Source organism: Tardiphaga sp. GW822-FHT04G09 (genome assembly GCF_058800725.1).
This window is the reverse complement of record NZ_JBXAMO010000014.1, coordinates 41751-57734: the sequence shown is the minus strand read 5'-3', so window position 1 is coordinate 57734 and position 15984 is coordinate 41751. Positions and strand designations below refer to the sequence as shown.

The 15984-nt window shown below is 64.0% G+C and carries 18 protein-coding genes; 13 read left to right on the top strand and 5 right to left on the bottom strand.

The annotated features are described in order from the left end of the window. Positions 1–32 precede the first annotated feature (32 nt). Together AC1RLZ_RS21435 and AC1RLZ_RS21430 are read right to left on the bottom strand one after the other, a co-directional pair. A complete protein-coding gene (locus tag AC1RLZ_RS21435; protein WP_371425688.1) occupies positions 33–449 on the bottom strand; it encodes a histidine kinase in 417 nt (138 codons plus the stop codon). Between the two features lie 35 nt (positions 450–484). Continuing rightward, on the bottom strand, positions 485–706 hold the full coding sequence (locus AC1RLZ_RS21430; RefSeq protein WP_493190261.1) for a hypothetical protein: 222 nt from the start codon (positions 704–706) through the stop codon (positions 485–487). A gap of 184 nt (positions 707–890) precedes the next feature. Between AC1RLZ_RS21430 and AC1RLZ_RS21425 the strand changes: the two genes are divergently transcribed. The 3 genes from AC1RLZ_RS21425 (at position 891) to AC1RLZ_RS21415 (ending at position 3294) form a co-directional block, all read left to right on the top strand. Then, positions 891–1226 carry a PepSY domain-containing protein gene (locus AC1RLZ_RS21425; protein WP_371425692.1) on the top strand — a complete coding sequence of 112 codons (336 nt, stop codon included), beginning with the start codon at positions 891–893 and terminating at the stop codon, positions 1224–1226. 62 nt (positions 1227–1288) lie between these two features. Next, complete coding sequence (locus AC1RLZ_RS21420; RefSeq protein ID WP_371425694.1) at positions 1289–1951, top strand: response regulator transcription factor; 663 nt, start codon at positions 1289–1291, stop codon at positions 1949–1951. Further along, on the top strand, positions 1945–3294 hold the full coding sequence (locus AC1RLZ_RS21415) for an ATP-binding protein (RefSeq protein WP_493190260.1): 1350 nt from the start codon (positions 1945–1947) through the stop codon (positions 3292–3294). Before AC1RLZ_RS21420 ends, AC1RLZ_RS21415 begins: the two co-directional genes overlap by 7 nt. A 19-nt stretch (positions 3295–3313) precedes the next feature. Here AC1RLZ_RS21415 and AC1RLZ_RS21410 read toward each other — a convergent pair whose 3' ends face one another. Then, a complete protein-coding gene (locus tag AC1RLZ_RS21410; protein WP_371425698.1) occupies positions 3314–3643 on the bottom strand; it encodes a PilZ domain-containing protein in 330 nt (109 codons plus the stop codon). Between the two features lie 320 nt (positions 3644–3963). On the opposite strand from AC1RLZ_RS21410, the gene AC1RLZ_RS21405 reads away from it, so the two are divergent. Next, positions 3964–4896, top strand: a complete 933-nt coding sequence (locus tag AC1RLZ_RS21405) for a hypothetical protein (RefSeq protein WP_371425700.1) — start codon at positions 3964–3966, stop codon at positions 4894–4896. A 72-nt stretch (positions 4897–4968) separates the two neighbouring features. On the opposite strand, the gene AC1RLZ_RS21400 is transcribed toward AC1RLZ_RS21405, so the two are convergent. Continuing rightward, complete coding sequence (locus AC1RLZ_RS21400) at positions 4969–5565, bottom strand: phosphatase PAP2 family protein (RefSeq protein WP_371425702.1); 597 nt, start codon at positions 5563–5565, stop codon at positions 4969–4971. An 82-nt stretch (positions 5566–5647) separates the two neighbouring features. Further along, positions 5648–6619: an iron exporter MbfA gene (gene mbfA / locus AC1RLZ_RS21395; RefSeq protein WP_371425704.1), complete on the bottom strand. Its 972-nt coding sequence runs from the start codon at positions 6617–6619 to the stop codon at positions 5648–5650. A gap of 93 nt (positions 6620–6712) precedes the next feature. Here mbfA and AC1RLZ_RS21390 point away from each other — a divergent pair, with 93 nt between their 5' ends. From AC1RLZ_RS21390 to AC1RLZ_RS21350, 9 genes are all read left to right on the top strand, one after another. Then, positions 6713–7027 (top strand): ferritin family protein, encoded by a 315-nt coding sequence (locus tag AC1RLZ_RS21390; protein ID WP_371425706.1) that lies wholly within the window; start codon positions 6713–6715, stop codon positions 7025–7027. Positions 7028–7074: 47 nt separating this feature from the next. Next, positions 7075–7653: a cytochrome b gene (locus AC1RLZ_RS21385; RefSeq protein ID WP_371425708.1), complete on the top strand. Its 579-nt coding sequence runs from the start codon at positions 7075–7077 to the stop codon at positions 7651–7653. A 143-nt stretch (positions 7654–7796) separates the two neighbouring features. After that, the gene (locus tag AC1RLZ_RS21380) at positions 7797–8051 is read left to right on the top strand and encodes a hypothetical protein (protein WP_371425710.1); all 255 of its coding nucleotides are present in this window, start codon (positions 7797–7799) and stop codon (positions 8049–8051) included. Positions 8052–8228: 177 nt separating this feature from the next. Continuing rightward, entirely contained in the window at positions 8229–9098 is an 870-nt protein-coding gene (locus tag AC1RLZ_RS21375) for an RpnC/YadD family protein (RefSeq protein WP_371425712.1), read from the top strand. Positions 9099–9554: 456 nt separating this feature from the next. Next, positions 9555–9995: a hypothetical protein gene (locus tag AC1RLZ_RS21370; RefSeq protein WP_371425714.1), complete on the top strand. Its 441-nt coding sequence runs from the start codon at positions 9555–9557 to the stop codon at positions 9993–9995. A gap of 56 nt (positions 9996–10051) precedes the next feature. Next, a complete protein-coding gene (gene ihpA, locus AC1RLZ_RS21365) occupies positions 10052–11326 on the top strand; it encodes a divalent metal ion exporter subunit IhpA (RefSeq protein WP_371425715.1) in 1275 nt (424 codons plus the stop codon). Then, entirely contained in the window at positions 11323–12279 is a 957-nt protein-coding gene (gene ihpB, locus AC1RLZ_RS21360; RefSeq protein ID WP_493190259.1) for a divalent metal ion exporter adaptor subunit IhpB, read from the top strand. Before ihpA ends, ihpB begins: the two co-directional genes overlap by 4 nt. Positions 12280–12375: 96 nt before the next feature. Further along, a complete protein-coding gene (locus AC1RLZ_RS21355) occupies positions 12376–15591 on the top strand; it encodes an efflux RND transporter permease subunit (protein WP_493190258.1) in 3216 nt (1071 codons plus the stop codon). Further along, entirely contained in the window at positions 15588–15956 is a 369-nt protein-coding gene (locus AC1RLZ_RS21350; RefSeq protein ID WP_371425721.1) for a hypothetical protein, read from the top strand. The genes AC1RLZ_RS21355 and AC1RLZ_RS21350 overlap by 4 nt, the downstream gene beginning before the upstream one ends. Positions 15957–15984 lie beyond the last annotated feature (28 nt).

Sequence of the window (15984 nt, the reverse complement as noted above, 5' to 3'; positions counted from 1 at the left end):
CTTCCTTCAATGAGGTCTCGAGGCCGGGTCGCTCAGGTTTTGCCGGCCAAGCGATCGATCGTCGCGACCACTTCGTCGACGGCGGACCTGCATGCGCCGGAGTCCGGCGACTCGGCCCTGACCGCGGTGAGGGCTCGGTCGATCGCCTTGTCGAGCACGTGCCAGTCCGCGGCGGCGCGGGGCTTCAACCCCGCTTCGGCCTCGTCCCAAGCCGTTTCGAGATCCTTGAGGCGCGCCTTCGCGCCGGCGAGATCGGCCTTGTCCAGCAGAGCCCTGCCGTCGGCCGCGATGATCCGGAACGGTGCCAGGTTTCCGAGCTTCGAGGGCTGCTCCGGCGTCTGCGCCCGAGCGGGACCGGCAACGAACGGCGCGACGAGCGCGCCGGCCGGCGCGCTCGTCGCGAGTAGAAGTACTGCTACAGAGCGATGGAAAGACTTTCTGATCGACATGTCGGGTCTCCGTCTGGAAGGATCGTGTGAAGGGCTCATGCCCGGAGGTTCGTCTTCGTGCGGTCGCGCACGGTGAGCAGCGCGACGAGTGCGATGACGCCGTCGGTCAGGGCGGTGCCGAGGCCGGCATGGACCGCCAGATAGTCGGCACCGGTCTCGCCGACCGTCGTCGACATGATCTTGATCACCCAGAAGGCGAGCGTGACCTCCGGGACCTTGCTGCGGCAAAGTACGGTGTGTTCTCCGAGGAAATCCATGTCGTGCCCTTTTGCGGCGCCGTCGGTGTCCGTGCGCTCTGCCTTGCTTTTGGGGCCGCCGACTTAGCTACGACTTAGAGGAAGATCCGAATGTGCAGGGCCGTGCGCCCTCTGCGGGCCCAAGGCTAAGGTGTCGCTAAGTCGAGTGGGTCAGATGGAGCGCGGGGCTTTTTGGAGAAGACAGATGAACAAGCTGAAGATGATCGTTTGCGTCGCCGCCGTCATGACTTCCGCGGCCGCTCTCGCCGAAGACGCCCGAAAGGCGTCCAACGACGCTTCCAATGCGCCTCAAGCCAGGACATCGATGGGAGCGGCGGTAGCGGCCGCCGAAAAACATGCGGGCGGAAAGGCGATCCGCGCGGAATTCGAAAAGGGCAAGGACGGCCGGTGGACCTACGACGTCGAGGTCGCCGCCGACCGTGGCGTCTTCGACGTGAAGATCGATGCGGACGCCGGTACCGTGGTCGCATCGACGAAGGATGTCGCGGATTCCGACGACGAAGGTGACAAGGCCGATTGAGGCCCGATAGGTTGCAACCCAGACCGGCGGCGGATCGCCGTCGGTCGCCTCGAAGGCTCGACATGCGCATTCTATTGATCGAAGACGACCGGATGATCGGTGCGGCCGTCGCGCAGGCGCTCAGAGACGCCTCATACGCCGTGGATTGGGTCACGGACGGCGAGAGCGGTCTCGAAGCGGCGGACGCCGAGACCTACGATCTCGCGCTGCTCGATCTGGGACTTCCACCTCCCGAAGGCACCGAGGTCCTGCGGCGTTTCCGAAAGACGGGACGTCGTCTGCCGGTGATCATCGTGACGGCGCGGGACGCGATCGACGACCGCATCATGGGGCTCGACCTCGGGGCGGACGACTACATCGTGAAGCCGTTCGAGATGAGGGAGCTGCTCGCCCGCATGCGGGCGATACTTCGACGGCAGGGGAGCGGAGCAACCGCAGTTCTGAGCAACGGCGCGATCAGCCTCGATCCCTCCACTCACGAAGTGGTGCACGCGGGCGAGACGTCCCGACTGACGGCGAGGGAGTTCGCGCTGTTGCAGGCGCTGCTGCTGCGGCCCGGAACGATCCTGTCGCGCGTCGACCTGGAACGCCACATCTACGGTTGGAACGAGGAGGTCGAAAGCAACGCCGTCGAATTCCTGATCCACGCGATCCGCAAGAAATTGGGTGCCGCCGCGATCCGCAACGTCAGGGGCGTCGGCTGGATGGTGGACCGGGCATGTTGATCTCATCGCTGCGGGGGCGACTTTTCGCGGGACTGACCGTCTTCATCGTCGGTACCGGCCTTGCGGCGGGCTACCTCGCCTTCCGATGGGCCTTCGACGAAGCGATCGAACTGCAAGACTCCGTGCTGCTGCAGGTCGCTTCGCTGGCGGCTAAGAACCGTCTGACCGACCACCCCGGCGATACGGGCGTCGACGAAGAGGCGAGGCTCGTCGTCGACGAACTAACGCCGCGTCCGGACGAAGCAGCGCCCGGTGCAAGGCATCCCCGCCTGCCGTCCGATCTCCCCGAAGGTCTACAGACCGTCGCACGGGCGGGCGAACAGTGGCACATCTTCGTCCGGACGCGGAGCGACGGCACCCGCGTGGCCGTCGGCCAACCGACGGCCAACCGCGACGAAGTCGCCCAAGACAGCGCGCTCCGGACGATCGTGCCCCTGGGGATTCTGATCCCCGCACTGATGCTGCTGATCGGCATCGTGGTCGACCGGAGCCTGCGCCCACTTTCGCGCCTGGCGGAGACGCTCGATGCCAAGCAGACCGACCATCTCGAACGGCTGCCGACCGCGGGAATTCCGAAGGAGCTGCTTCCGTTCGTCGAATCCATCAACCGCCTGCTCGACCGCATCGCGACCATGTTCGACCGGCAAGGACGGTTCATAGCGGACGCGGCCCACGAACTGCGCAGTCCGATCACCGCTTTGTCGGTGCAGGCCGACAACCTCGACCGGTCCATGCTGTCCGACGACGGCCGGCAAAGGATGGACACGCTGCGGTCGGGGATCCGCCGGACGGCTCATCTGCTCGAACAGCTCCTAGCGTTCGCCAGATACGACCAGGCGCGGTCCGCCGCGCTGCCGGAGCAGTCGTTGGATCGCATCGTCAAGGAGGTGGTCGCCGATCTCCTTCCGGAGGCTAGGCGGTCAGGCATCGACCTGGGTTTCACGCACGTCGATGCAGCCACGCTACGGGCCGAACCGCTCGCGCTGGCCATGCTGGCGCGCAATCTGCTCGACAACGCCATCAGGTACACGCCCGAGGGCGGCACCATCGACGTGAGCCTGCAGAGCGGAAACGGCGTCGCGGTGCTGCGGATCGTGGATAGCGGGCCAGGCATTTCGAGACAGGACATGGAACGCATATTCGAGCCGTTCTTCCGCGGGGGCCGGCCCAGCGGCGACGGCACCGGACTTGGTCTGTCGATCGTCCGCCGTATCGTGGAAAGTCACGGCGGCACAATCGAACTCGACAATGCGGTCGATCGAACGGGAAGCGGCCTCACGGTCCGCGTGACATTGCCGCTCGCCGACCGGCGCCCCGGACCTGCCGGTCCAGGCAGGGCTTGAAGGGCGTGCGACCGTCGCTTCAGGACCGTCCGTCGCCGTCGTCGAACTTCACGCCAATGCGCAGCTGATTTCGCCACACGATGCGGCTCGCCCGTTTGATGCCGTCCGAATCGACGAGGAGGGAGAACCTCGGCGGTATGCCGACCGGTGTTTCGACGGCCAGCGCGGCGCCGGTCTCCGAAAGGTTCCGCACGACGCAATCGATCGCTGCACCATCGGAAAGTAGGCTATCCTGCGGAGCCAGCTGGCCGCGGCGAGAAGGCGCGTCGACGACCCGCGCATCTGTTTCGGGACGAGAAAGCGCTTCAACGCCCAACATCACCTCGAAGCCAACGGCTTCGACGACCACAAGGACTGGCTAAGAGAGTGGCGGGCGGTCCGGAGCGCGCAATTCTTCATCGAGGGTGATGCTCGGGCGTTGGCGGGTAACCAGTTCGCGCGCATCACCACGCGCGACGACGGCAGGTTCGATCTCGAGCTTCGCCTGCCCGAGACGCTCGGAATCTGGCCGAAGATGAAGTTAGCAAAAGCGGTCATATTATTCGCTCGGCATTTTTCAGCGGCCTCTGGTTCGAACACGGCGGAGCAGAGATCCGCGAGGCGCTGCGCAGGAAGAAACCGCTGTCGTACCGCTTCCTCCGGCATGCGGACGGGGCGTGGTTTGTATCTGTGATGCTGCGACAGGAGTTCGCCGATCCTTCCGGGACGGACTTCTCAGGCGGATGCCTGGGCGTCGATCTCAATGCCGACCACGTCGCGCTGTCGCTGACCGACGCCACCGGCAATCCGCTGACGACGCTGAAGGACGCGCCGGGCAGGCCGGTCTTGAAGCGGCGCATCGATCTCGTCACCTACGGCAAGACCAAGGCCCAGCGGCTGGATATGATCCGCAAGGCAGCCTCCGATATCGCGGCGCTCGCGCTCCAATTGGGCGTCCCGGTGGCCGCAGAGAAGCTCGACTTCAAGCGCAAGCGCGCCGAACTGGAGACTGCGACGGGCAAGAAGGGCGCACGCATGCTGTCCTCGTTCGCCTATACAAGTTTCCTGCAGGCGCTGTCGCGCGTCTGCGTCCGCAGGTCGGTCAAGCTCGTCCTGGTCGATCCCGCCTATACCTCTCTCATCGGTCTTGTGAAGTTCGCTCCCCGCTACGGGTCGAGCGTCCACGCGGCCGCGGCCTTGGCGATCGCCCGTCGGGCGATGGTCCTTTCCGAACGACTGCCGGCTTCCGGTGAGCGCATCTCGGTGCTTCTCGCCTCCGGCGACCGCGTCACCCTCCCGCGACCTGCAAGGATCGCGCGGAGGCATGTGTGGTCGTCGTGGAGCCAGTTGTCGCGAGGACTGTCAGCGGTCCATGCAGGACATCGGGGGGCGCGCCGCTGGGCGCGATCGGACGGAACCGGAGGTTTCGCGACCTCACGCGCCGCCGCGACGGGACGGGCTCACGCCACCCCTTCTCCGATCAGGGGTGAGATTCCCCTGCGTAGCGAGGTCCCTGGTTTCGGCTTGGCCTCGCCGCTTTCGGACCGGTCTTCAAGGACTGGCGCGGAGGTGCGGATTCCACACGGAAATTCGGATAGCCGAAAAGGATCTTGCCGGTCTTGAGAACCCGTCGCCGTCGCGCGCGCCTTAAGTCGCCCATCCGCCCGACCTTCGGATCGATGTCAGATCCGGACGTCATGACGGCTCGCGATTGCTCGCGATCGACCAGCCGAAGAGATGCTCGCCCCATAGCGTGAGGTGGTCGCAGACGCTTCGCACCGCCGGCACGGCCATCACGCACGACGATGCGGCCGCCACGACGGCGGCTCCCACGATGTCCGAAGGATAATGCGCCGCCAGGAAGATGCGCGACCAGCCCACCGCGACTCCGAGAGCGAGCGCAGAGAGGCCCGCGCGCCGCCCCGCCACCGACGGCAGGATGCAGAGCCCGAAGCCGAGCGCGAACAGCACGGCGCCATGGTCGCTCGGGAAGGAGCTGTCCGGTGCGTGATCGAGGATGTTCGGCATCCCGAACGCCACGAACGGGCGGGCATGCATCCACAGAGTCGAGATCGCTCCGGCGACCGAGACGGCCAGGAGCGCGGACGCTCCCGCCAGCACGGTGGCGCGCCGCTCGATGCGCGATCCGAATATCCAGAGCGCGGCGAGCGCCAACGGTCCGAACGAGATGGCCCACCGAGCCACGAAGATCGCAAAGCCCAAGGCTCGTTGGCTCGTCGCCGACGAAGCCGCGAGCGCGAAAAACAGTCGGTCATCCACGCCTTGAAACATCGTCGCTCCGAATTGGATGTCGCTATCGATGACGGGACCTTCTTAGCCGCGACTTAGCGTCGGCCGCGCGCGCCGGCTCGGATCAGGCGGCGCCGATCAAGATCCCGACGGCGAGGACGATCGCGCCGCCGAGCACGATCTGGAAGACCGCCTGCAGGAACGGCGTGTCCATGTAGCGCGCACGAATGTAGGCGATCGCCCACAGCTCGATGAAGACGACCACGCCGGCGATCGCCGTCGCGATCCAGAAGGCGTTCTGCCAAGAGTCCGGCACGAGATAGGGAATGGTATGCCCCAGGCCGCCCAGCGTGGTCATCAGCCCGCAGATGCCGCCCCGGAGCCATGGCGATCCCCGCCCGGTGAGCGAGCCGTCATCGGAAAGCGCTTCCGCGAATCCCATGCTGATTCCGGCCCCGATAGACGCTGCGAGACCTACCAGGAACGTCTGCCAGTTCTGATGAGTGGCGAACGCGGCGGCGAACAACGGCGCCAACGTCGAGACCGAGCCGTCCATAAGCCCTGCCAAACCCGGCTGGACGTATTGCAGGACGAACATGCGCTGGCGAGTCTTGTCTTCCTCGTCCCGTGCGTCCGTCGTGAGCAGCGTGTCGGAAAGTCTTGTCGCCAGATCGCCGTGCGCCCTTTCGGCCTCCGCCAGATCGCCGAGAAGCTTGCGGACGCCGACGTTCGTCGCCTGCTCCGCGGCTTTCGAATAGAAGCGTTGCGCTTCGAACTCCATGATTTCCGCTTCCTTGCGGATCGTGTCGAGCGTCAGATTCTTCGTCAGCCACACGGGTCGCCGCCGCAGAAATCCTTTGACGTCGCTGCGCCGGATGGGCGGAAGATTTTCGCCGAAATTCCGTTCGTAGGTTTCGAGAAGCAAATGCCGGTGGGTCTTTTCCTCATTCGCCATCTTTTGGAACAGCTTGGCTGAATCCGGATAACGCTCGCCCAGATCCTCGGCAAAGCTCATGTAGATGCGACCGTCCTCCTCCTCGGCTGAGATGGCCACGGCCAGGATTTCGCGCTCCGACAAATCGTTGAAATTTTTCAAAGGGACACCGATTTCAGTTTAGAACTATTCTAAACAGTGTATAAGGTCCGCTCCGCGCCGGATCAACCCGGTCGACGCTACGGAGATGAAAAGATGGCCACCCAGCAATACCATGAGCCCGCCGCCGAACTTTCCCCGAAGACGCACACCTTTGCGCGCATGATCACCGGGCTCGTCGAGGAGGCCGAGGCGATCGGTTGGTATGAGCAGCGGATCTCGCTCGAGCAGGACAAGGAGGCGCGCGCCATCATGGAGAATGCCCAGAAGGAGGAGTTCAAGCACTTCGGAATGGATCTCGAGTTTCTGCTGAGACGAAAGCCGGTGTGGCGGAAGATGCTGATGGGCATCCTTTTTACCGACGGCGACATCGTCGAAGCCGCGGAAGCCGCCGAAAAGAAGGGGACTTGAAATCCGTCGTCGCCACGTCGATCCGTCCATCACAGTCCGGAAACGAGATGCCGAAATCGCCTTTCTTCAAAGCCACTATTTCCGCCTATGGAACCACGGCCAAAGTCTTCCACTGGGCCATCGTGCTCCTGCTCATGGTGCAGTTTCCGATAGGGTGGTTGATGCCCGACATCCGGCAGGGCGAAAGGCCAGGTGCGGCGATGGGCATCCATCTTTCCATCGGACTGTCGATACTGCTGCTGATCGTTCTGCGGTTCGCGTGGCGACTGTCGCACCCGGTCTCGGCGGCAGTCGGGCTTCCCCGGTGGCAACGCGTGGCGTCGGAATGCGTGCACTGGCTGCTCTACGCATCGGTCTTCGTCACGACCATGACGGGGTGGTTCTTCGCGTCGTTTCGCGGATGGCCGATCTCGTTGTTTGCCTCGATGCCATTGCCGGCGCTCACCGCTCCTGGGTCGCCGATCGGCCGGCTGGTCGGCGGGTGGCACTCGGCCGCCGGATGGGCGTTGCTGATCGCCATCGGGGTCCACGTCGGTGCCGCAATGTTCCATGCGATCGTCCGTCGGGACGATGTCTTGCGACGCATGCTACCGGTGTCGTACGTCGACCGTGACTTCCCGAAGTAATCGGCGGGCCGAGCGTTCGAGGCGTTCGACCGCAGTTTTCGGTTCGGGCGCACACCGGCCACTTGCCCCCGACGACATCGATGGTTGCGTCCAGGCTGGGATCGATGGGCCGCCGAGATTCGTCTCACAAGTTGGTAGTTCGAATGAAGTCTACGACGCTATCGATCCTATTATTATTAGTGGGCATCTGTTCCTGCCGTTCGGAGGCGCTGGAAAAGCGGTTCGGGCCCGACCTCGAGCGCGGCTATCGTGACGACCGCGAGTACGGCAAGCGTTCCGGCGGATTCAAGAACCGGGATCGCTCCACTTTTCTCGGCGCCAGGAGGCAAGTCGCGCCGGCTCCCGCATTGCCGAAGCCGGATCTTCAGGGTGCGCCGGCACTGGGCATGCAACGGTGACCATGGGTCCGCATCAGCGCTGCCGGTCCGATCCGGTCGCTGATAGTGCTTCTGGAAATGATGGCTCCGCGGCATCCCATGCACCGGCAGAGAATCGCAGCCGCTGCGGTCGGTCGGCTTCAAGGGGCCATTTTGGACTTGCCGTCCCAGACGGTATGCCTAAGCCAGGAGAGCACGATGGGCAGGTACGACATCTCGCTGAAGGCGGTGCTGAAGCGCGGCAACTCGCGCATTCTCGGCGCGCTGGGCATGCCCGGCGCCTATCGCGAACTCTCGCCCGAATTTCCAAGCATGCGGAAGAGGACGGCGGATTTCCTCGCCGTGGTGAAGCAGCCCCGTAAGCGACCGCTCCTGGCTCATGTCGAGCTTCAGACCAGCCCAGACACGACGATGACGGACCGCATGCTGAGATATTCGGCGGACATCCGCATCTGGGCCAGCTCCCAAAACGACCTCATGGGATTGAGCGTCCACCAAACAATCCTCTACGTCGGAACCAGATCGTGGAAGCCCCGCGGCCCGATCGACGAACAGAACCTCTGGTTCAAACCAGATTTTGTGGACGCCCGCGACATCGATCCCGAACCGCTGCTCGCCAGCGAGAACCTCGGCGACGTAACCTTCGCGGTGTTGTGCCGTGACGGGAACCGACCGCACGTGATAAAGAAGGTCCTGGAAAGGATCGTGGCGGCCCCGGCCGCCGATCGTCCGGACGGCGTCGCCATGTTGAGCGTGTTCTCGGACCTGCGCCACATAGGCGCGTTCGTTCAAGCGGAGATGGATAAAATGGGTATCTCGGTCGATCTCGAAGACAGCACCCTCGTTCGCCCGATCATCGATCGAGCGCGACGGGAGACCGCCGTCGAACTCATCATCCGCTCGCTGCGAGCGAGGTTCGCCGGCCAGGTCCCGGACGATCTGCCGCAGCAGCTCGAACAGCTGTCGATGGAGGCGCTCCAAGAAGCGTTCGACCGAAGCACGATGGCGACTTCCGTAGTCGACATCCTGGCCGCGATCGCGCCGCGGTCAATCGGCCCCAAACTCTAGTCATCCGAACAACCCAGCATCCCGGCAGCTAACCGGTGAAGCAGATGCTGGCCTCTTGCGAGACCACGATTCAGGATGGTGGAGACCTGGAAACCGGAAGGAAGCTGCACTTCTAGCGTATGGCCGATGATGAGATGCTCACGGACCCAGTGACCCAAAGGAGGTCGTGGCTACAAGCCGCCGGCCAGCGGCGCTCGTCGACCTGACCGAATTGCCCTTCAGGATGACCAATTCGCCCTACGATGCGATTGATGTCGGTGTGCTCGGCCATCGAGGCGGGTTTTTGGGGCCGATGATAGAGACGGTCGGTACGGCGCGCAGGGGATACTTTGCGGAGCACGCATGGCTTCAAGACATAACTTTCGGCGCCTGGACTGCGGCCCTATCGGCGTCTGGCAGCGTGCACGACCTGCTCGAGTGCGGTCATGCAGGTGTAGCAAACAGCAGACTAACGTCGTGCTTGCCAGCCGGAACGTCACGAAAATCCGCCGTTTTGTGATAGTGTTCGGTTTTGCGATCTGCTATGCAGCCAAAATGGGACGTTCGATCGATCAAGCATCCAAGGTTAAGCAACCGCGCGGTATACGCCGCTCGTTGCTGGCGATGCTTGCGTTCGTCTACCTTTTCGTAGGGATCGCACACAACATCGCGTGCTTCGATCAGGCGGTCGCTTCGAGCTTCGCGATCGAGAACGTCTCCGACACTACTGACAACGGGGAAAAAAGCAGCATCGCAATGTGCGATCATTGCCCGACTTGCGTTTCCGCCGTGATGCCGGCGCCCTCCGTCGCCGCCGTACCGTCCGCCCTGCCTGCCGAACCAGTCGTTGCGGTCGCATCCGTGTTGATCGCGGGCCGATCGCGACTGGACACCCCGCCACCCAGGATCCTGACCTGAACGCATTCGCCGGGCGCGCGAGCGCCTAGACTCGGCCGTTCTTCAGGTTCCATTTCATGTCCATTAGAAGCGCCGCCACGCTCATCGCGTGCGCGTCGGCATTGCTGATCAGCCCTTGGCTGACGAGCGTGTCGCATTCGCAGACCATCACGCTGAAGACCGCGCTGCAGCGTGCGCTGGCCACCAGCCCACGGCTGACCGCCGCCGAGCGAGACGTGGGCATCGCCTCCGGCCAACGTATCCAGGCCGGCGCGCTCATCAATCCGGAACTGTCCTATGAACAGGACAACTCGTTCGGTTCCGGTCATTTCACCGGGACGCGTTCTGCCGAGACGACGTTGCAGATCAGCCAGCTTTTCGAGCTGTTCGGCAAGCGCGACGCTCGCATCGCAGCCGGGCAGGCGGGCGTCGAGACGGCATCGATCCAGCGCAAGGCCATCCGACTGGAAGTGCTCGCGGAAACCGCCGGCGCGTTCCTCAACGTGCTCGGCGCGCAGCGCCGGATCCAGATCCTCGACGAGCAGATAGCCGAAATCGACCGGATTACGCCCCTTCTGCAGCGGCGTGTGGACGCGGGGGCCTCGTCGGTCGCCGAGATCGGTCGTGCCGAAGTGGCGTCGGCACTGGTCAAAGCTGACCGCGAACGCGTTCGGTCGCTTCTCGCCACTTTGCGACGGGAACTGGCCGTCTTGATGGGTGATGCGGCGCCGAAATTTTCGGCCGTCTCCGGCCGTCTCGATGCCACAGGGCGCCCGCCGTCCTTCGGCGCCGTGATTGCGGCGATCGACGCCAATCCGCAATTGGTGCGCTGGACGGCCGTGTATGCCCAGCGCAACGCCGAACTTCTGATCGCCAGGCTTCGTCCATATCCGGACGTCCGCGTCAACGCAGGGTGGCGGCATTTCAATGACACCGGCGACGATGCCGTCCGGCTGGGCGTCACGGTCGCGATCCCGGTGTTCGATCAGAACCAGGGCAACATCCTTTCGGCGCAGGAAAGTCTCGCGAAGACGCGTGCCGAACGGGAGACCAACCGCAACACGCTGATTGTGCTGGCGGGGCGGGCCTACGACACCCTGCAGGGATCGCTGCGCGAACTGGCCATCCTCAGGGAGTCGGCGATTCCGAAGTCGCGTCAGGCGTCCGACGCCATCTTCGAAGGATACGGCCAGGGCCGTTTCACGCTGCTTGAGGTCCTCGACGCCCAGGCCAGCGTCGCCCAGGCACGCCTGCGCGAGCAGGAGGCCCAGCAGAACTTCCACGTCGCCGTCGCGATCATCGAAGGTCTCGTCGGCAATCCATTCGCACTGGCGCGGGAGAGCGCACGATGAAGAAGCCTGTCGTCATGATCGTCGGCGCACTCGCCGCCTTCGCCGTCGGAGCCGGCGTATATGCCGCCTCGCCGCAAAAACCGTCCGAGCCGGCGGCGAAGGAATCCAAGCAAGAAGAGAAGGGACATGAGGAGGAAGGCGTCGTCGAAATGGCGGACGCGAAGGTCGCGTCTTCAAACATCGAGATACTTTCCGCTTCGCAGGCGACGCTGAACGACTCGATCGTTCTCAACGGCATCATCCAGCCCAATCAGGAAATGCTGGTACAGGTCACGCCGCGCTTTCCCGGCGTCGTCCGGGAGATCAAGAAGCGCATCGGCGATCCGGTCGAGAAAGGCGAACTTCTCGCCAAGATCGAGAGCAACCAGAGCCTTACGACGTACGAAATGCGCGCTCCGATCTCCGGAACGGTGATCGACCGCCAGATTTCGCTCGGAGAGTACGCTTCCGAGCAGAAGCCTTCCTTCATCGTCGCGGACATCTCGACCGTCTGGGTCGACTTGTCCGTCTACCGCCGCGACCTGTCGCGCGTGAAGCTGGGCGATCCCGTCGTCATCGACGTCGGCGACGGGGGAAAGCCGATCGAGTCCAAGATCTCCTACGTCTCGCCGGTCGGAAGCAGCGACACCCAGAGCGCGCTGGTGCGTGCAGTCGTGCAGAACGAAGGCCTCCGTCTGCGTACGGGATTGTTCGTGTCGGCCCGACTGATCTTGTCCGCAAAGAAGGTCCCGGTGGCCGTGAAGGCGGCTGCGATCCAGTCGGTGGAGAGTCGGAACGTCGTTTTCGTCCGGAACGGTAACAAGTTCGAAGCTCGGGACGTCGAGATCGGCGCCCGCGATCCTGAAAACGTGGAGATCGTGTTCGGCCTTCTGGAGGGCGACAAGTACGCCGCCAAGAACAGCTTCATCGTGAAGGCGGAACTCGGAAAGGGCAGCGCCGGTCATGAGCACTAAGCCCCGCCTCAGCGCGTCGACGCAGCGCGACCTCGCATTTCAGCCTCTGCTCTCCGCCGGCGGGGACCGGCGGCATTTCGTTTCCGGAGCCCCGCTATGATCGATGCCATCCTAGCCTTTTCGGTCCGTCAGCGGTGGCTGGTGATGATCTGCGTCCTGCTCATGGCCGCGTTCGGCGCCTGGAATTTCAGCAGGCTTCCGATCGACGCCGTCCCCGACATCACGAACGTCCAGGTGCAGATCAACACCAACGCGCCGGGCTATTCGCCGCTCGAAGTCGAGCAGCGCATCACCTTCCCCATCGAGACGGCGATGGGCGGCCTGCCGAATCTGGTCAACACCCGCTCGCTGTCCCGCTACGGCCTCAGTCAGGTGACGATCGTCTTCAAGGACGGAATCGACATCTACTTCGCGCGGCAGCTCGTCAACGAGCGGGTGCAGCGGGTGAAAGACGTTCTTCCGACCGGAATCGAGACGGCGATGGGGCCGGTTTCGACGGGCCTAGGCGAGATCTATCTCTACAGGGTCGAAGCCAAGCCGGGCACGAAGAATGCCGAGGGCCAGCCGTTCAGCCCGACGGATTTGCGGACGGTGCAGGACTGGATCATCAAACCGCAGCTCCGGAACGTCACCGGCGTGAACGAGGTGAACACGATCGGCGGCTTCGAGAAGCAATTCCACGTGCTTCCGGACACCAGCAAGCTGATGGCATACCGCCTCAGCTTCCGCGACGTGATGGCGGCGCTGGCGGCGAACAACGCCAACGTCGGCGCGGGCTACATCGAGAAGAACGGCGAACAATACCTCGTCCGCACCCCGGGTCAGGTCGCGAACCTCGACGATATCAGGCAGATCGTGATCGGCTCCCGCAGCGGCGTGCCCGTCCGGATCGTCGACGTGGCCGAGGTCAAGGAAGGCAAGGATCTGCGTACCGGGGCGGCCACGCTGAACGGCAGCGAAATGGTCATGGGAACCGCGATGCTCCTGATCGGCGAGAACAGCCGGACGGTTGCGCAGCGCGTCGCCGCCAAGCTGGAGCAGATCGCGAAGTCGCTGCCCGAGGGCGTCTCCGTGCGGGCGATCTACGACCGGACGCATCTCGTCGACGCCACCATCGCGACCGTCGAGAAGAACCTCGTCGAAGGCGCCCTGCTGGTCGTCGTCATCCTGTTTCTCATCCTCGGCAACTTCAAGGCGGCGATCGCGACGGCGTTGGTCATTCCCTTGGCCATGCTTTTCACGATCACCGGGATGTTCGAGAACAAGGTCAGCGCCAACCTGATGAGCCTGGGCGCCATCGACTTCGGCATCATCATCGACGGCGCCGTCATCATCGTCGAGAACTGCCTGCGCCTGCTCGCCCACGAACAGGCGAAACGCGGGCGGATTCTCACGCGCGAAGAACGCTTCGAGACGATCATCGCCGGCTCGCGCGAGGTGATCAAACCGAGCCTGTTCGGCACTCTGATCATAGCGGTTGTCTACCTCCCGGTCCTGACGCTGACGGGCGTCGAGGGCAAGATGTTCACGCCGATGGCGCTGACGGTCCTGATCGCGCTTCTGGGCGCGAGCATACTTTCGATGACCTTCGTTCCTGCCGCCGTCGCTCTGATGGTAACGGGCAAGGTGTCGGAGAAAGAGAATTGGTTCATGCGGCTGGCGCATCGGTCCTACGTGCCGATGCTTGACCTCGCCATCCGCTTCCGTGCCGTGGTGGCCGTGGTGGCCGTCGTGCTGATGGTCGCAAGCGGGTATGCGGCGTCGCGCATGGGCGGTGAGTTCATTCCCAGCCTGGACGAGGGCGACGTCGCCATCCAAGCGATCCGCATCCCCGGAACGAGCCTCACCCAGTCGCTGGAGATGCAGCAGGCCCTCGAGAAGCGCCTGCTTCAGATACCGGAGGTGAAGGAGAGCTTCGCTCGCACCGGCACCGCGGAGGTCGCCACCGATCCGATGCCTCCGTCGATCTCGGACGGTTACGTGATGCTGAAGCCGCGTGACCAGTGGCCGGACCCGAAGAAGCCGAAGTCGGACGTCGTGAAGTCGATCGAGGAGGCCTCCGGAGAGGTCGCCGGCAGCAGCTACGAACTATCGCAGCCCATCCAGCTGCGCTTCAACGAACTGATCTCGGGCGTTCGGAGCGACGTCGGCGTGAAGATCTTCGGAGACGATCTGGAGGTGCTGGCGCAAGTGGCTGGCCAGGTGCAGACGGTGCTCCAGGCCGTTCCGGGGGCCGCCGACGTGAAGACCGAACAGGTCGCCGGCCTGCCGGTGCTGACCGTGAAGCTCGACCGCAAGGCTCTGGCCCGCCTTGGCATCAGCGTCACGGACGTGCAGAGCCTCGTCGAGATCGCGGTCGGCGGTAAGAGCGCCGGTCTCGTCTTCGAAGGCGATCGTCGCTTCGATCTCGTCGTCCGTCTTCCGGAGGACAGGCGCTCCGACATCGAGGCTATGAAGTCGCTTCCGATCCCGCTGCCGCCCGTCGATGGTCAAGCGAAGGTCCAGCCAGCCGTTCTCGGTACTTCGCCGCTCAACCAGATGCGCTACGCGCCGTTGTCGGAGCTCGCGGAGATTTCCGTGTCGCCGGGTCCGAACCAGATCAGCCGCGAGGACGGCAAGCGGCGTATCGTCGTGTCCGCCAACGTTCGTGGCAGGGATCTCGGATCGTTCGTGACGGATGCCCAGAGCCAGATCGCTCAGAAGGTGAAGCTGCCTGCGGGTTATTGGATCGGCTGGGGTGGCCAGTTCGAGCAGCTCGTCTCGGCGACGCAGCGGCTCACGATCGTGGTCCCGATCGCGCTGCTTCTGATCCTGCTGCTGTTGTTCATCAGCCTAGGATCGGCCGCAGACGCGTTCCTCGTCTTCAGCGGAGTGCCGCTCGCGCTGACCGGCGGCATTTTCGCGCTGGTCCTGCGGGGAATCCCTCTGTCGATCAGCGCGGGTATCGGCTTCATCGCGCTCTCGGGCGTCGCCGTGCTCAACGGTCTGGTGATCATCACCTTCATCGAGCGGCTGCGCCATGAAGGCAAGACCATCATGGAGGCTGTCCATGAAGGGGCGCTGACCCGGCTGCGGCCGGTCCTGATGACGGCGCTCGTCGCCTCGCTCGGCTTCGTTCCGATGGCCATCGCCACCGGTGCCGGCGCGGAGGTGCAACGTCCGTTGGCGACCGTCGTTATCGGCGGGATCATCTCATCGACCATCCTGACGCTTCTCGTTCTTCCGGCGCTCTACATCCTGTTCCGCCGGGAATCTTCGCCTGCCGAAGTCGAGGCGGTGCCTGTCACGCCACAGAAGGAGACCACTACATGAAGAGGATACTGCTCGTCGCGACCGCGCTGCTGTTCGCCGCCCCTGCAATCGCGCAGCACGCACATGAAAAGGGCCCGAACGGCGGACCGATGGAGGACGTCGCCGGCGTCGAAGTCGAAATGGTCGCCAAGGGCAGGACGGTCACGTTCAACGTGTTCGACGAAGCCAAGAAGCCGGTATCGACGGCGGGGTTCTCGGGAACGGCGCTGCTGACCGCCGGCAGCGACCGCGAGACCCTTCCGCTCGTCGCCGAAGGCAACGCGCTTAAAGGCGACGCTAAGAAGGACATCGCGACCGGGTCCGCCGTCACCGTCACCCTGAAGACCGCCGACGGCAAGTCCGGCCAGGCGAAGTTCAAGAACTGAGACGGAAACTCGACAACCGAGGGAGCGG

Excerpts from the sequence above, each read along its gene's own strand:
- AC1RLZ_RS21420 (WP_371425694.1), top strand. The coding sequence starts at position 1,289 with ATGCGCATTCTATTGATCGAAGACGACCGGATGATCGGTGCGGCCGTC.
- AC1RLZ_RS21350 (WP_371425721.1), top strand. The coding sequence starts at position 15,588 with ATGAAGAGGATACTGCTCGTCGCGACCGCGCTGCTGTTCGCCGCCCCT.
- AC1RLZ_RS21425 (WP_371425692.1), top strand. The coding sequence starts at position 891 with ATGAACAAGCTGAAGATGATCGTTTGCGTCGCCGCCGTCATGACTTCC.
- AC1RLZ_RS21385 (WP_371425708.1), top strand. The coding sequence starts at position 7,075 with ATGCCGAAATCGCCTTTCTTCAAAGCCACTATTTCCGCCTATGGAACC.
- AC1RLZ_RS21400 (WP_371425702.1), bottom strand. The coding sequence starts at position 5,565 with ATGTTTCAAGGCGTGGATGACCGACTGTTTTTCGCGCTCGCGGCTTCG.
- AC1RLZ_RS21390 (WP_371425706.1), top strand. The coding sequence starts at position 6,713 with ATGGCCACCCAGCAATACCATGAGCCCGCCGCCGAACTTTCCCCGAAG.
- AC1RLZ_RS21430 (WP_493190261.1), bottom strand. The coding sequence starts at position 706 with ATGGATTTCCTCGGAGAACACACCGTACTTTGCCGCAGCAAGGTCCCG.
- AC1RLZ_RS21380 (WP_371425710.1), top strand. The coding sequence starts at position 7,797 with ATGAAGTCTACGACGCTATCGATCCTATTATTATTAGTGGGCATCTGT.
- ihpB (WP_493190259.1), top strand. The coding sequence starts at position 11,323 with ATGAAGAAGCCTGTCGTCATGATCGTCGGCGCACTCGCCGCCTTCGCC.
- AC1RLZ_RS21355 (WP_493190258.1), top strand. The coding sequence starts at position 12,376 with ATGATCGATGCCATCCTAGCCTTTTCGGTCCGTCAGCGGTGGCTGGTG.
- AC1RLZ_RS21435 (WP_371425688.1), bottom strand. The coding sequence starts at position 449 with ATGTCGATCAGAAAGTCTTTCCATCGCTCTGTAGCAGTACTTCTACTC.
- AC1RLZ_RS21415 (WP_493190260.1), top strand. The coding sequence starts at position 1,945 with ATGTTGATCTCATCGCTGCGGGGGCGACTTTTCGCGGGACTGACCGTC.
- ihpA (WP_371425715.1), top strand. The coding sequence starts at position 10,052 with ATGTCCATTAGAAGCGCCGCCACGCTCATCGCGTGCGCGTCGGCATTG.
- AC1RLZ_RS21375 (WP_371425712.1), top strand. The coding sequence starts at position 8,229 with ATGGGCAGGTACGACATCTCGCTGAAGGCGGTGCTGAAGCGCGGCAAC.